The sequence below is a fragment of the Faecalibacterium sp. OF03-6AC genome, assembly GCF_003478175.1.
In the GTDB taxonomy this organism is placed as follows: domain Bacteria; phylum Bacillota; class Clostridia; order Oscillospirales; family Ruminococcaceae; genus Faecalibacterium; species Faecalibacterium taiwanense.
The window spans coordinates 228517-243583 of record NZ_QUEN01000004.1; the positions used below are offsets into that span (position 1 = coordinate 228517).

13 protein-coding genes are annotated in these 15067 nt (G+C 59.0%); 12 read left to right on the forward strand and 1 reads right to left on the reverse strand.

The window, feature by feature from the left end:
* Window positions 1-49 precede the first annotated feature (49 nt).
* The 11 genes from ruvA to DXA66_RS06765 all read left to right on the forward strand — a co-directional run bounded on the left by ruvA (window position 50) and on the right by DXA66_RS06765 (window position 12377).
* Window positions 50-661: a Holliday junction branch migration protein RuvA gene (gene ruvA, locus DXA66_RS06715; protein ID WP_097776958.1), complete on the forward strand. Its 612-nt coding sequence runs from the start codon at window positions 50-52 to the stop codon at window positions 659-661.
* A 3-nt stretch (window positions 662-664) separates the two neighbouring features.
* Entirely contained in the window at window positions 665-1720 is a 1056-nt protein-coding gene (gene ruvB, locus DXA66_RS06720; protein WP_005943473.1) for a Holliday junction branch migration DNA helicase RuvB, read from the forward strand.
* Between the two features lie 200 nt (window positions 1721-1920).
* Complete coding sequence (glmM, locus tag DXA66_RS06725) at window positions 1921-3276, forward strand: phosphoglucosamine mutase (protein ID WP_118527723.1); 1356 nt, start codon at window positions 1921-1923, stop codon at window positions 3274-3276.
* A 29-nt stretch (window positions 3277-3305) separates the two neighbouring features.
* Window positions 3306-4181, forward strand: coding sequence for a class I SAM-dependent methyltransferase (locus DXA66_RS06730; protein ID WP_118527725.1), 876 nt, complete (start codon window positions 3306-3308; stop codon window positions 4179-4181).
* 290 nt (window positions 4182-4471) lie between these two features.
* Window positions 4472-5311: an energy-coupling factor transporter ATPase gene (locus DXA66_RS06735; protein WP_118527727.1), complete on the forward strand. Its 840-nt coding sequence runs from the start codon at window positions 4472-4474 to the stop codon at window positions 5309-5311.
* A gap of 15 nt (window positions 5312-5326) precedes the next feature.
* Window positions 5327-6247, forward strand: a complete 921-nt coding sequence (locus DXA66_RS06740) for an energy-coupling factor transporter ATPase (protein ID WP_005943466.1) — start codon at window positions 5327-5329, stop codon at window positions 6245-6247.
* Complete coding sequence (locus tag DXA66_RS06745; RefSeq protein WP_097776963.1) at window positions 6241-7056, forward strand: energy-coupling factor transporter transmembrane protein EcfT; 816 nt, start codon at window positions 6241-6243, stop codon at window positions 7054-7056. Before DXA66_RS06740 ends, DXA66_RS06745 begins: the two co-directional genes overlap by 7 nt.
* Before the next feature lie 225 nt (window positions 7057-7281).
* The gene (gene truA, locus DXA66_RS06750; RefSeq protein WP_097776964.1) at window positions 7282-8028 is read left to right on the forward strand and encodes a tRNA pseudouridine(38-40) synthase TruA; all 747 of its coding nucleotides are present in this window, start codon (window positions 7282-7284) and stop codon (window positions 8026-8028) included.
* 12 nt (window positions 8029-8040) lie between these two features.
* The gene (locus tag DXA66_RS06755; RefSeq protein ID WP_118527729.1) at window positions 8041-9273 is read left to right on the forward strand and encodes a DUF5711 family protein; all 1233 of its coding nucleotides are present in this window, start codon (window positions 8041-8043) and stop codon (window positions 9271-9273) included.
* Window positions 9274-9347: 74 nt separating this feature from the next.
* Window positions 9348-10043, forward strand: coding sequence for a hypothetical protein (locus DXA66_RS06760; RefSeq protein ID WP_097774251.1), 696 nt, complete (start codon window positions 9348-9350; stop codon window positions 10041-10043).
* A 24-nt stretch (window positions 10044-10067) separates the two neighbouring features.
* Entirely contained in the window at window positions 10068-12377 is a 2310-nt protein-coding gene (locus DXA66_RS06765; protein WP_118527731.1) for an ATP-dependent Clp protease ATP-binding subunit, read from the forward strand.
* A gap of 394 nt (window positions 12378-12771) precedes the next feature.
* Here DXA66_RS06765 and DXA66_RS06775 read toward each other — a convergent pair whose 3' ends face one another.
* Window positions 12772-13374 (reverse strand): Type 1 glutamine amidotransferase-like domain-containing protein, encoded by a 603-nt coding sequence (locus DXA66_RS06775; RefSeq protein WP_118527733.1) that lies wholly within the window; start codon window positions 13372-13374, stop codon window positions 12772-12774.
* 179 nt (window positions 13375-13553) lie between these two features.
* Between DXA66_RS06775 and gltX the strand changes: the two genes are divergently transcribed.
* Window positions 13554-15023, forward strand: a complete 1470-nt coding sequence (gene gltX, locus DXA66_RS06780; protein WP_118527735.1) for a glutamate--tRNA ligase — start codon at window positions 13554-13556, stop codon at window positions 15021-15023.
* Window positions 15024-15067 lie beyond the last annotated feature (44 nt).

Consider the following 15067-nt stretch of genomic DNA (forward strand, 5'->3'; position numbering starts at 1 on the left):
GAGCTGAACAGAGGAAAATTGGCCGACACAGAAACGGAGAGGGTTTTAAATGATCTACTGTCTGACAGGAAAAATCGTCAAAAAAAACATGAACGCAGTGGTGCTCAGCTGCGGCGGTGTAGGCTACTATGCCCAGTGCCCGGCCAGCGTGGCCGGGGCCTTGCCCGGCGTGGGCAAGGAAGCCACCATTTATACCGTGATGAGCGTCACCGAGAACGATGTGAGCCTCTACGGGTTTGCCACTGAGGAGCAGCAGGCCTGCTTTGAGATGCTGACCGCCGTGTCCGGCGTGGGGCCTAAGGTGGGCCTTGCCATCCTGAGCGTGATGGAGCCGGACCGCGTGGCACTGGCGATCTCGGCGGGGGACCACAAGGCGTTCAAGGCGGCTTCCGGCGTGGGGCCGAAGCTTGCACAGCGCATCGTGCTGGAGCTGAAGGATAAGGTCGCCAAGGGCTTTGTGGACGGCATCTCGCTGGAGGATGTGGCAGGTGCTTTTGCCGACACACAGGCTTCTCAGGGCAGCAGTCAGGCCATTGCGGCGCTGGTGTCGCTGGGGTACAGCCAGAGCGAAGCAGCGCTTGCCGTTTCCAAGATCGACGCGGCATTGCCCGTGGAAGAGATCATCAAACTGGCCTTGCGCAGCATGGCAGGCAGGAGGTAAAGAATGCAGGACGAAACTGCGCTGTACGGCGCAAAAATGATGCAGCCCGGCATGACGGCGGCGGACAGCGAGGAAAACAACCTCCGCCCGCAGCATCTGGAAGACTACATCGGGCAGGAAAAGGTCAAGCAGAACCTGAAGATCTATCTGGAAGCCGCCAAGCGGCGCGGGGAGCCCATGGATCACATCCTGCTCTACGGCCCGCCGGGTCTGGGCAAGACCACGCTGGCAGGCATCATCGCCAACGAGATGGGGGTGCAGATCCGCATCACCAGCGGCCCGGCCATTGAAAAGCCCGGCGACCTTGCCGCCCTGCTCACCAATCTGCAGGAGGGCGATGTACTGTTCATCGACGAGATCCACCGCCTGTCCCGTCAGGTGGAAGAGGTGCTGTATCCGGCGCTGGAAGACTATGCGCTGGATATCATGATCGGCAAAGGCCCCAGCGCCCAGAGCATCCGCATCAACCTGCCGCGGTTCACGCTGGTGGGTGCCACCACCCGTGCAGGCCAGATCACCGGCCCCCTGCGCGACCGCTTTGGCGTGCTGCTCAAGCTGGAGCTGTACAGCCCGGATGAACTGAGCAAGATCATCCAGCGCTCGGCAGGCATCCTCGACCAGCCCATCACGCCGGAAGGCGCTTACGAGCTGGCCAAGCGCAGCCGCGGCACGCCCCGCGTGGCAAACCGCTTTTTGAAGCGCATCCGCGACTTTGCCACTGTGCTGGGCGACGGCATCATTGACCGGGATGTGGCCCTGATGGGCCTCAAGCGGATGGACGTGGACGCACTGGGTCTGGACGAACTGGACCGCAGTATGCTGCGTGCGATCATTGAAATGTACAACGGCGGCCCGGTGGGTCTGGAAACGCTGGCGGCGGCCCTCGGCGAGGAATCCGTCACGCTGGAAGACCTGTGTGAGCCGTATCTGATGCAGATGGGCTTTCTGACCCGGACGCCCCGGGGCCGCTGCGCAACGCGGCTGGCCTATGAACATCTGGGCCTGAAAGCGCCGGAGGCCGCTGCGCCCGAGGACAACGGGCAGCAGAGTTTGTTCTGAGAGAAACGGGCTTGCCCTCTCAGTCTCACTTCGTTCGACAGCTTATTCCCCCTTTTGGCTTCGCCATTTTCCCCCGGCCGGGGGAGGTGGCACGAAGTGCCAGAAGGGGAACAAGGTGGCATCGCGCAGCGATGACGGAGAGGGCGAGGATGCTTACAATATTAAAACTTGCTTCTTTCTATAGAAAGTGGGGTATTATTATGGGAAAATATTTTGGAACCGATGGTGTGCGCGGTGTTGCAGGCGCAGACCTGACCTGTGAGCTGGCAATGAAGATCGGCCGCGGCGCTGCTGCGGTGCTGACCGGCAGCACCGGCCACCGTCCGCGCATCCTGATCGGCAAGGACACCCGCCAGTCCGGCGACATGCTGGAAGCAGCCCTGACCGCCGGTCTGTGCAGTGTGGGTGCGGATGTGGAAAGTCTGGGTGTTTTGCCCACGCCCGCTGTGGCCTATCTGGTGGGCAAGTACAATGCCGATGCCGGCATCGTGATCTCTGCCTCCCACAATCCGATGGAGTTTAACGGCATCAAGATCTTTGCCGGTACCGGCTATAAGCTGCCGGACGAGGTGGAGAACCAGATCGAAGCCTACATCGACAACGATTGCGCGGGCATTGAGCTGAAGACCGGTGCCGAGGTGGGCCGTGTGTACCGCCGCGATGACGGCCTGCAGGACTATGTGAATCACCTGTATGAGTCCATCCACGGCGACCTGACCGGCCTGAACGTCTGCATCGACTGTGCAAATGGTGCTTCTGCCGCTGTGGCGCAGAAGCTGTTCCCCCGTCTGGGCGCAAAGTGCACCTTCCTCGGCATTGCACCGGACGGCCAGAACATTAACAAGGGCGTGGGCAGCACCCATCTGGAAAATCTGGAAAAGGCCGTGGTGGAAGGTGGCTTTGACTGCGGCATTGCATTTGACGGCGATGCCGACCGCTGCCTTGGCTGCGACGAAAAGGGTCAGGAGATGGACGGCGACAAGATCATTGCCCTGCTGGCCATGACCATGAAGGAAAAAGGCCGTCTGGACGGCGACACCGCTGTGGTTACGGTCATGTCCAATCTGGGCTTCATCAAATATATGGAGAGTCAGGGCATCAACACCGAAAAGACCGCCGTGGGCGACCGCTACGTGTTGGAAAACATGCGCGAGAACGGCTTTGCCATCGGCGGCGAGCAGAGCGGCCATGTCATCCTGCTGCACCATGCCACCACCGGCGACGGTGAGCTGACCGCCGGCAAGCTGCTCAAGCTGCTGGCGGAGAGCGGCAAGAAGATGAGCGAGCTGAACGGCATCTACGCCCAGTATCCGCAGGTGCTGGTGAATGTGACCGCCAACGCCGCCCAGAAAAAAGCCTACAAAGAGGACGAAGTGCTGGCCGGTTTCATTGAGAACGAGCAGCAGAAGCTTATGGGCATGGGCCGCGTGCTGGTGCGGGTGTCCGGCACCGAGCCGAAGATCCGCGTGATGGTGGAGGGCCAGGATCTGGATGCCATCCACCGCTGCGCCGACCGCATCGTGGATAAGATCAACAAGCGCATTCTGGGCCAGTAAGAAACGGATAAAAGAGAAGGGAGGACGCTATGCGCCCTGCAGATACCTGGAAAGACTATGAACTGCTGGATGCCACCGACGGCAACCGTCTGGAGCGCTGGGGTGAGACCATCCTCATCCGACCGGACCCGCAGGTGGTGTGGAAAACGCCCAAGCAAAGCTCGCTGTGGGCAAAGGCAGATGCTGTTTATCACCGCTCCAATCAGGGCGGCGGCGAGTGGGAGTACAAGCGCCGTCTGCCCGAAAAGTGGAAGATCAGCTGCGGCGAGGGCGAGGATAAGCTCACCCTCATCGTCAGCCCCACCGGCTTCAAGCACACCGGCGTGTTCCCGGAGCAGGCTGTCAACTGGGCATGGTACGCCAAAAAGATCCGTGCCGCAGGCCGCCCGGTAAAGGTGCTGAACCTGTTCGGCTACACCGGCGGTGCCACGCTGGCCTGTGCGGCGGCAGGTGCCACCGTCTGCCATGTGGATGCCTCCAAGGGCATCGTGGCGTGGGGTAAGGACAATGCTGCGGCAAGCGGCCTTGCCGACCGGCCCATCCGCTGGCTGGTGGACGACTGTGCCAAGTTCGTTGCGCGGGAAAAACGCCGCGGCAACACCTACGACGGCATCATCATGGACCCGCCCAGCTACGGGCGCGGCCCCGGCGGTGAGATCTGGAAGCTGGAGGACTGCATCTACGACCTCATCAGCCAGTGCGAAGAGGTGCTGAGCGATACACCGCTGTTTTTTGCAGTGAACAGCTACACCACCGGCCTGTCCCCGGCGGTCATGGAGTATATGCTCAAAACAACGCTGGTGCCCCGCTTTGGCGGCGAGACCTCCTGCGACGAGATCGGCCTGCCGGTGTCCGCCACCGGCGGCGTGGTGCCCTGCGGCGCAACTGCCATCTGGGAAGAATAAAAGAGGTAAACGGGCTCGCCCTCTCAGCTTCGCGTTGCTCAGCAGCTCCCCCAAAGGGGGAGCCCTTGGCAAAACCGGAAACTTTGCCGTACTGCCAAGGCCTCTCCCTTTGAGGAAAGACTTCCCCCGCGCCGGGGGAAGATGTCACCGCAGGTGACAAAAGGGGGAGTGTGGCATCGCGCAGCAATGACGGAGAGAGCGAGGCCGCTAAAAATAAACAAGCAATCAATTTCAATAGAATGGGGTACAGCCCCTTTCAGAGGGGCGCACCACCAGAAAGAGAAACACAAATGGAAGAGACGATTTTAACAGCACAAAATCTGAAATTCCGCTACGACAGCGACCAGCCGGTTTACGCACTGGACGGTGTCTCAACGGAAGTAAAGCGCGGCGAATTTGTGGCCGTGCTGGGTGCCAACGGCTGCGGCAAGTCCACGCTGGCAAAGCACTTCAACGCGATCCTGCTGCCGGAGAGGGGCAAGGTCTACGTGGAGGGCATGGACACCGCAGACGACGACAAGCTCTATGATATCCGCCAGACCGTGGGCATGGTGTTCCAGAACCCGGACAACCAGATCGTTGCCACCGTGGTGGAGGAAGACGTTGCCTTTGCACTGGAAAACCTCGGTGTGCCGCCCGAAGAGATGCGCCGCCGCGTGGACGACTCCATGAAGATGGCCGGCATCTATGAGTACCGCGAGCGCGCACCCCACAACCTTTCCGGCGGCCAGAAGCAGCGCGTTGCCATTGCAGGCGTTGTTGCCATGCGGCCGGACTGCCTGATTTTAGACGAAGCCACCGCCATGCTGGACCCCCGGGGTCGTGAGCAGGTGATGCAGACCATCCACTATCTGAACAGGAACATGGGCATCACCGTGGTGTCCATCACCCACTACATGGAGGAAGCTGCGCAGGCAGACCGTGTGCTGGTGATGAGCAAGGGCCATGTGGTGATGGAGGGCACCCCCAAAGAGGTGTTCAGCCAGACCGAGAAGGTGCGCTCCCTGCATCTGGATGTGCCGCAGGCCGCCGAGCTGAGGGATGAGCTGGTGAAGGCCGGCATCCCGATGCCGGAAGGCATCATCGACACCGGCGAATGCGCACAGGCTCTGTACGAGCTTTTGCAGTAAGGGGGGCAGACGCAAATGGCAGATATCATCAAAGTAGAACATCTGAGCTACGTCTACAACCCCGGCATGCCCAATGCGGTCACTGCGCTGGACGATGTGAGCTTTACGGTGGAAGAGGGCGACTTTGTGGGCATCATCGGGGCCACCGGTTCCGGCAAGAGCACCCTCATTACCCACATGAACGGCCTGAACAAGCCTACCAGCGGCAAAATTTATATCGATGGCCGCGACCTGTGGGAAGATCCGGAGAAGATCCGGGACTTCCGCTTCCTCACCGGTCTGGTGTTCCAGTACCCGGAGTACCAGCTGTTCGAGGAGACCTGTTATAAAGATATCGCGTTCGGCCCCAAGAACATGGGTCTGGACGAAGCCGAGATCGACCGCCGCGTGCATGAAGCCGCCGATTTCGTGGGCCTTGACCCGGCCCTGCTGGAGCGCAGTCCCTTTGAGCTTTCCGGCGGCCAGAAGCGCCGGGTGGCCGTGGCGGGCGTTATGGCCATGAAGCCCCGCATTCTGGTGCTGGACGAGCCTGCTGCGGGCCTTGACCCGGAGGGACGGGACGACATCCTCAGCGAAGTAAAGGAATACCACAAAAAGACCGGAACCACCGTGCTGCTGGTGTCCCACAGCATGGAGGACATTGCCAAGTACGCCAACCGTGTTCTGGTGATGAGCAATAAGAAAATTGCCATGTACGACACCGTGGAAAAAGTCTTTGCCCGCGCTCCGGAGCTGCTGGAGCTGGGGCTTTCCGTGCCGCAGGTGACGAAGATCTTCCTCAAGCTGCGGGAGATGGGCGTGGATGTGCCCGCTGATGTGTACACCATCCCCTATGCGGTCAAGATGATCCTGGAGGCCAAGCGCCGCCGGGAGGCAGGCGAGAGCCTTGTGCTCCCGCGGGAAGCAAAGAAGGAAGGAGGCGCTGCCGGATGCTGAGAGATATCACCATTGGCCAGCACTTCCCGGGCGACAGTCTGGTGCACCGGTTCGACCCGCGCCTGAAGCTGGTGCTGACCATCGCCTATATCGTGCTGCTGTTTGCAGCTTCCAATCCGCTGGGCCTTACCCTTTCCATCCTGTTTTTGGCAGTGATGTACAAGGTGGCAAAAATTCCCGGCAAAATGATCCTCAAGAGCTTAAAGCCCATCCTGCCCATCGTGATATTCACAGCGGTGCTGAACCTGTTCTTTGTGTCAGGCGAGGGCGAACCGCTGGTGCATATCTGGTTTTTGACCATTTATGCCGAGGGCGTGCGCTATGCTGTGCTGATGGCGGTGCGCGTCATGGCGCTCATCGCGGGCACCAGCCTGCTCACCTACACCACCAGCCCCATCGTGCTCACGGATGCCATCGAGCAGCTGCTGAAGCCCTTGGGCAAACTGCACTTCCCGGTGCACGAGCTGGCGATGATGATGAGCATTGCCCTGCGGTTCATCCCCACCCTCATTGAGGAGACGGACAAAATTATGAACGCCCAGAAAGCCCGCGGTGCTCAGCTGGACACCGGCAAGATGACCGACCGGGTAAAAGCCTTGGTGCCGGTGCTCATCCCGCTGTTCATTTCGGCCTTCCGCCGCGCGGACGAGCTGGCCATGGCCATGGAATGCCGCTGCTACCGGGGCGGCGACGGCCGCACCCGCCTGAAGGTGCTGCGCTGCGAAAAGCAGGATTATATCGACCTTGCCGTGTGCATCGCCTGCTTTGCAGTGATCCTTGCCTCCCGGCTGGTGTTCCCGAATTTTTAAAACTCCCCAGTCGCCTTCGGCGACAGACCCCTCGAGGAGGGGGCCTTATAGCCTCCCACTTTGGAAAATGACTTTTTCTGATGGGAGAAAAATGCTGCTTTCCAATGCGGCCCCTCCGGTGAAAATGCGTCTGTCGCGGCCCGCAGGCCGCGACAGACGCGAAATAAAAACTCTTTTCCGCTGAATATGGCCAAAGCAAAGCGGAGGCCATTTTAAATTTAAACTATGAACTTTTTACTTACCCTTGCCTACGACGGCACGAACTACTGCGGCTTTCAGGTGCAGCCCAATGGCCGCAGCGTGGCCCAAACCTTTCAGGACGCGCTGCAGGCCGTGCTGGGCAGCCGCCCTGATATCAAGGGCTGCAGCCGCACCGATGCGGGGGTGCACGCGCTGGGCTTCAAGCTCAACTTCCACGCCGACACCCGCATTCCGCCGGAAAAGCTGCCGCTGGCGCTGAACCAGCATCTGCCGCCGGATATCCGGGTGCTGGACGCGCAGGTGGTGCCGGAGGACTTCCACGCCCGGTACGCGGCCCATACCAAAACCTACCTCTACCGCATCCACAACCACCCCATCGACTCGCCTTTTGATGCGGCTTATTACACCCGGGTGCCCCGGCATCTGGACGAAGCCAGAATGCAGGCGGCGGCACAGCAGTTTGTGGGCAGGCACGATTTTCTGGCCCTGTGCGCGGCGGGCTCTTCCGCTGCAGCCCATGGCGATACCGTGCGCACCATCACGGACTGTCATGTTACCCGCAAGGGGGACGAGATCGACATTGAAGTGACCGCCGACGGCTACCTGTACAATATGGTGCGCATTCTGGCGGGCACTTTGTGCGAAGCAGGCGCAGGCCGGCTGGACCCGGCGGAAATTCCCGCCATTCTGGAAAGCCGTGACCGCAGCCGCGCCGGGCCGACCCTGCCCGCCAAGGGCCTGTTTTTGAAGTGTGTGGAGTATGATCTGTAAGGAGAACCATTCATGAGCAAAATTCGCCGCGGCGGACATTCCGCCGAAGGGAAGCCGCTTTCTGCCGGGCGCGTCGAATATCTGGAAGCCGCCCGGGCCCGGGTGCGCACACGGCGCATCCGCCGCACCGTCATCATCGTAGCGGTGCTGACCATCCTTGTCCTGTTTGCCACCGGCGCAGTGGGGTCTTCCATTGCGCGCGCAAAAGACCTTGTGGATACTGCCGTCATCGCGCTGGCACCAGCCGCAGGTTGGCCACAGCAGACCGGCATCACCGACCCGGATGCGGTGGCGCAGATGTCTGGCAGCTTTGTGGAGATGGGCGGCGACAGCTGCGTGGTATACAGTCTTGGCGGCACCCGCCTGAACAGCATCCAGAGCGGCTATGCCCGCCCGGCCATTGCTGCAGGCAAGACCCGCTTTGTGCTGTACAACCGCTCCGGCAATGAGCTGCGGGTGGAAAGCCGCACCCAGAACCTTTATACCAAAACCATGGACAGCACCATCTCGCTGTGCGCCGTGGCAGATGCCGGACAGGTGGCTGTTGTGACCGACAGCACCGACAGCGTGGCAAAGCTGACCGTTTACAATTCCAGTATGCAGCAGCAGCTGGTGTGGAACCTGACCAGTGAGCAGGGCACTCCGCTGCGCATGGCCTTTGCGCCGGACAGCCGCCGCCTTGCCGTGGCCGCTGTATCGGCGGTGGGCGGCCAGCTGAGCACGAACCTTTATGTACTGCCCCTCTCGCAGGGCGACCCGGTATGCCTTGGCTCCGAGAACAGTGTGCCCCAGTGGATGGGCTGGATGTCCAACGGCTTTTTGCTGGTGCTTTATGAGAACCGCGCCGTGCTGTACAACACGAGCGGCGGCAGCGCAGGCGAACGCGCCAGCTACGATTTTGGCGGCGGCACCCTCGTCAGCGTGTCCAACACCAGTAACGGTGCAGCCCTGCTGCTGAGCAATGGCCAGACCAGCACGGCGGTGCTGCTGGACGGGGAGCTGACTGTGGGTTACAGCGGCAGCGTGCTCTCGGCCAGCCAGATCATCCGGGCAAAGAACGACGGCTTCTACCTGCTCACCGACAGCACGGTGGAGCGCTTCAACAGTGTGGGCGAGTTCCAGTGGAGCCAGCCGCTTTCGGCCCGGCCCCGGGCGCTGATTGAGGGTAGGCAGATTTTGGTGTTCACCGGCAACACGGTGCAGGTGGTCACACCGCCGGAGCAGACAGCTTCCAGCGGACAGTGATTTTTGGGTGAGAAGATCATGCGGAAATAGCACTCTTGCGGGGAAAGTGATAAAAATAACAGGGAAAACAAGGTATGTTCAAGAATCCGTCATTTCTTTTTGATATCATATGCACGGCAGCATGGATCATTCTGGTGGTGCGCTATGCGCGCAAGGGCTTTCTTTCGTCCATTGTGCAGCTGGTGGGCAACCTGTTCAGTCTGCTGGGGGCCAAGGAGCTTTCCGCTGCCTGCGCCGGCTGGGTGTTCGAACACATGCTGGCAGGTGGCTTCCGCACCCAGATCGCAGCAAACATTGCTGCGGGCGGTGCAGTAGACCTTTCCGGCATTGCGGAAAAGTATGCGGGCTTCCTGCCTGCTTCTTTCCGCGCTTCCATCGTGGCAGCCTGCGAGCGCTCCATTGGCGCTGTGCTGGCCGATAACGCGGTGGTGCTGGCCGATTCCATTGTGGAAAACGTGCTGCAGCCGCTGCTCACACCGGTGATCACGCTGGTGCTGTTCTTCTTGTTCTACGCGCTTTTGCGCCTGCTGGTCAGTATGCTGGTCACGGTGCTGGGCCTTGTGAACAAGCTGCCGGTCATTGGCACGGTAAACCGCGGCCTTGGCTGGCTTGTGGGCGGTGCCACGGCGCTGCTGGATATCTATTTGGTGCTGTGCATCCTGTGGGGCATCATCGTCATCACAGGCGGCAACCTGAATGTGCTCAACGATACGGTGATGAGCAGCAGTCTTTACTACAAAATCTTCAATCTCTTCAACCCTTTCCTGTAAAGGGTTTTGCATAAAGGAGGAACTATGGTCTGTATTCGATGCCAGAAACGTCCGGCGATCATCTTCATCCAGCGGATGGACAATGGTCAGATGAAGCAGGAGGGCTACTGCCTGCACTGCGCCCGTGAGCTGCACATCAAGCCGGTGGACGATCTGATGAAGCAGTTCGGCATGTCGGATCAGGATCTTGATAACATGGAGAACCGCATGGAAAGCATGATGGAGGAGATGGGCGATGCAAACCCGCTCTCCATGATGATGAACATGGCGAACGGCGGCGAGGATGCTGACCCGGACAGCATGGACGAAGATCTGATCCCCGGCAGCAATGCCACCTTCCCGCTGGGCTTTACCAGCAGCGAGAAGAAGGATGGCGACAAAAAGGCCGACCGCAAAAACGGCAAAAAGCCGCCTAAGCGCAAATTTCTGGATACCTATTGCGAGAATCTGACCCGCAAGGCCCGGGAAGGAAAGCTGGACGATATCATTGGCCGCGACCGCGAAATTTACCGCACAATCCAGATCTTGAGCCGCCGCCAGAAGAACAACCCCTGCCTGATCGGCGAAGCCGGTGTGGGCAAGACCGCCATTGCCGAGGGCATTGCGGAGCGCATTGCCAAGGGGGATGTGCCCATCGGCCTGAAGGATAAGGAGATCTATCTGCTGGACCTCACCAGCCTTGTGGCAGGCACCCAGTTCCGCGGCCAGTTCGAGCAGCGGGTCAAGGGCCTGCTGAGCGAGGTGAAGGCCGCAGGCAACGTGATCCTGTTCATCGACGAGATCCACACTATCACCTCTGCCGGTGAGAGCGAGGGTGCCATGAACGCGGGCAATATCCTGAAGCCCGCCCTCTCCCGTGGTGAAATTCAGGTCATCGGTGCCACCACCTTCAACGAGTACCGCAAGTATATCGAGAAGGATCAGGCGCTGGAACGCCGTTTCCAGCCCGTGCGGGTGGAAGAACCCAGCGTGGCCGATACCCTTGCTGTGATGAACGGCATCAAGCACTACTACGAGCAGCACCATCATGTGCAGGTGCCTGCCGATGTGCTTTCTGCCACTGTCACCCTGAGTGAGCGCTATATCACCGACCGTTATCTGCCCGATAAGGCCATCGACCTGCTGGACGAAGCCTGCGCCTGCTGCAATCTGGCCCACCCGGTCATTTCCGAGTATCTTGGGATGCAGAAGGAGCTGGATGCCCTCAAGCAGGAAGAAGCCGAGATGGAGAATGCGGATGTGAACGAGCCCATCGACTACGAGCGCGTGGCCGAGCGCAAGACCCGCATTGCAAAGCTCGAAGCCGACCTGCCCGCAAAGCAGGCTGCTGCCAGCGAGATTCAGGTGACCATGGACGATGTGGCCAAGGTCATTGAACTGTGGACCGGCATCCCGGCGGTGAAGATCCGCGAGACCGAGTTCGCAAAGCTGGCAAACCTTGAGGGCGAGCTGAAAAAGAAGATCATCGGGCAGGACGAGGCCGTGCATCTGGTGGCGCAGGCCATCAAGCGTAGCCGCGCCGATCTTTCCGGCCGCCGCCGTCCCGCAAGCTTCATCTTTGTGGGCCCCACCGGCGTGGGCAAGACCGAGCTGGTCAAACAGCTGGCAAATCAGCTGTTCGACGGCCCCGACCCGCTCATCCGTCTGGACATGAGCGAGTATATGGAAAAATACGCGGTGTCCCGCATGATCGGTTCGCCTCCGGGCTATGTGGGCTACGAGGAGGCCGGTCAGCTCACCGAGAAGGTGCGCCGCCGCCCCTACAGCGTGGTGCTGTTCGATGAGATCGAAAAGGCGCACCCGGACGTGATGAACATTCTGCTGCAGATTTTGGACGAGGGCAAGATCAACGATGCGCAGGGCCGCACGGTGGATTTTTCCAACACGGTCATCTGCATGACCTCCAACGCCGGCAGCAGCGACCAGAGTACCGGTGGGCTTGGCTTCAATAAGAGCGAGGAACAGCTCAGCGAGGAAAAGACCCGCAAGGCGCTGGCCCAGTTCCTGCGCCCGGAGTTCCTTGGCCGTGTGGATGAAGTGATCGCCTTCAAGCCTTTGACGGAACAGACGCTGCAGGGCATTGCGGCCCTGATGCTGGACGAGTACAAGCCCGGCATGGAGGCCAAGGGCATCGCTTACAGCTACACCCCGGCAGCGCTCAAGGCACTGGTGAAAAAGGCCGAGGGCGGCAAGTTTGGTGCGCGCGATTTGCGCCGCGTCATCCGCAAGGCCGTGGAAGACCCCGCCGCCGAGCGCCTGATCGACGGTACGCTGGCTTCCGGCAGCACTCTTGTGGTGGATGCCGGTGAAAACGGCGAAATTATCCTGAAGTAAACAAAAAGAAAGCCCCTGCATCCGTTTTTGGAATGCAGGGGCTTTTCCACTGTTCAGTGCTGTACGGCAAACTGGAACTTGTCGGGGCGAGGCCCCTCCATCTTGCTGCCGCAAGACCGTTCGGTCGCTTAAAGTCCCCACTGGGGACTTTATTGTTCCGCTTCGCTGCGCAAACGCGAACTTGTCGGGGCAAAGCCCCTCCATCTTGCTGCCGCAAGACCGTTCTGTCGCTTAAAAGCCCCACTGGGGCTTTCATTGTTCCACTTCGCTCCACAAACGCGAACTTGTCGGGGCGAGGCCCCTCCATCTTGCTGCCGCAAGACCGTTCTGTCACTTAAAAGCCCCACTGGGGCTTTCATTGTTCCGCTTCGCTCCACAAACGCGAATTTTCAAATTAGTCTTTACAAATAACCTTTGAATCTTCACCATCAATTACAATTCCCTGACGGTTGTTAATTGGGCATAGATTCAAATCCGAAAACTCAGTCATTATTTTCTCGGTAACTTTCTTAAATGGTGCTGTAAGATAATGCGGAAGAACATAGAAATCAATCAAAGCAAGCCCTGCATCATCTTCTTGTGAGTAGTCCTCCGGCTTTTCATCCATTTGCTCGATATATTGGATGCTTGGAGCGCATATAATTGCACCTGCCGATTCACCAATCATCAGTTTTCCCTTTGCCAATTCTTTCTTCAACAGCTCATCCGTTCCCGTTTTACGGAGCTGGTCTATAAGGAAAAAAGAATTTCCGCCGGTAAAATATATCACATGCGCATCTTCAAAAACAGACTGTATCGTTGAATAAGCCTCCGTTGAAATATCAATTTCAGTTACGATTGCTCCCAACTTTTTGAATAATTTTCGAGCCGAGCCGACATAACCGGTGTAGCCTTCACGCAGTGAAGCTGTTGGAATAAATGCGACTTTCTTATTTTCAATTTCTTCCTTTATCAGACTTCCTACACTTGAAAAGTGCGAACATAAAAATAGTTTCATCAATATTCTCCTTTATAAATTCCGAGTTGTTGCATTGAGTATAGCATAGTGCGAACAAAAAGAAAAGCGGCGCTGTGAATGCATGATGTTATCCCGCATTGACAAAACTGCGCAGAATCAGTACAATAAAACATAGCTATCCGCAAATTTTTTGCATGAGAATAAAGGAGCGTTTTTCTATGCCGAGCAATAAAGTCCGCACCCGTTTTGCGCCGTCGCCCACGGGTTATATGCACGTTGGCAACCTGCGCACTGCCCTGTACACCTACCTGATGGCCAAGCACGAGGATGGCACCTTCATCCTGCGCATCGAAGATACCGATCAGGGCCGCTATGTGGAGGGCGCTGTGGATGTCATCTACAACACCCTGCGGGAGACCGGTCTGCTGTGGGACGAAGGCCCGGACGTGGGCGGCCCCGTGGGCCCCTATGTGCAGAGTGAGCGCATGGGCATGTTCAAACAGTATGCCGAGCAGCTGGTGGCTGAGGGCAAGGCATATTATTGCTTCTGCACCGAGGAGCGTCTGGAGGCCCTGCACGCCGAGCAGCGCGCCAACGGTGAGATGACCCACTATGACGGATGCTGCCGCGACCTGCCCAAGGACGAAGTGGAAAAGCGCCTTGCCGCCGGGGAACCCTATGTTATCCGCCAGAAGATCCCTCGCGAGGGCGTGACCGGCTTCGACGATGTGGTGTACGGTCATATCGAGGTGAACAACAGCGAGATGGACGACCAGATCCTCATCAAGACCGACGGCATGCCCACCTACAACTTTGCAAATGTGGTGGACGATCACCTCATGGGCATCACCCACGTGATCCGCGGCAGCGAGTATCTGTCCTCCACCCCTAAGTACAACCTGCTGTATCAGGCGTTCGGCTGGGAGATCCCCACCTATATCCACTGCCCGCCGGTGATGAAGGATGCGCAGAATAAGCTTTCCAAGCGCAACGGCGATGCCAGCTATCAGGATCTGGTAGCAAAGGGCTACCTGACCGAGGCCGTGCTGAACTACATCTGCCTGCTGGGCTGGAGCCCCAAGGGCGAGTATGCCGAGCAGGAGATCTTCTCCCTGCCGGAGCTGGTCAAGATCTGGTCTCCGGACGGCATCTCCAAGTCTCCGGCCATCTTCGATCCCCTCAAGCTGCGGGCCATCAACGCAGAATATATCCGCCGCCTGTCCCCGGAAGAGTTCCAGAAGAAGGCGGAGCCGTGGATCGACAAGGCCGTGCACACCTCCATCGACAAGAAGCTGCTGTGCGCAAACCTGCAGCCCCGCTGCGAAGTGCTGGGCGAGATCCCGGAGCAGCTGGATTTCTTTGATGCGATGCCCGAGTACGATGTGAGCATGTACGCCAACAAGAAGCAGAAGACCACCCCGGAGACCGCCAAGGAGGCACTGGAAGCCCTGCTGCCTGTGCTCAGCGACGAAGCACTGGATTTTGGCAATCGCGATGCCGTCTTCGATGCCTGCAAGGCCAAGGCTGAGGAGCTGGGCAAGAAGAACGGCTGGCTGCTGTACCCGCTGGGCATTGCCCTTTCTGGCAAGCAGCGCACCCCCGGCGGCGGCACCGACCTTGCCTGCATGATGGGCCGCGAAACCACCCTTGCCCGCGTAAAAGCGGCAATTGAAAAGCTGAACGGCTGATTTTTGCCATAAAACCACAAAGCTCTGCAGCATTTTTGAACGCT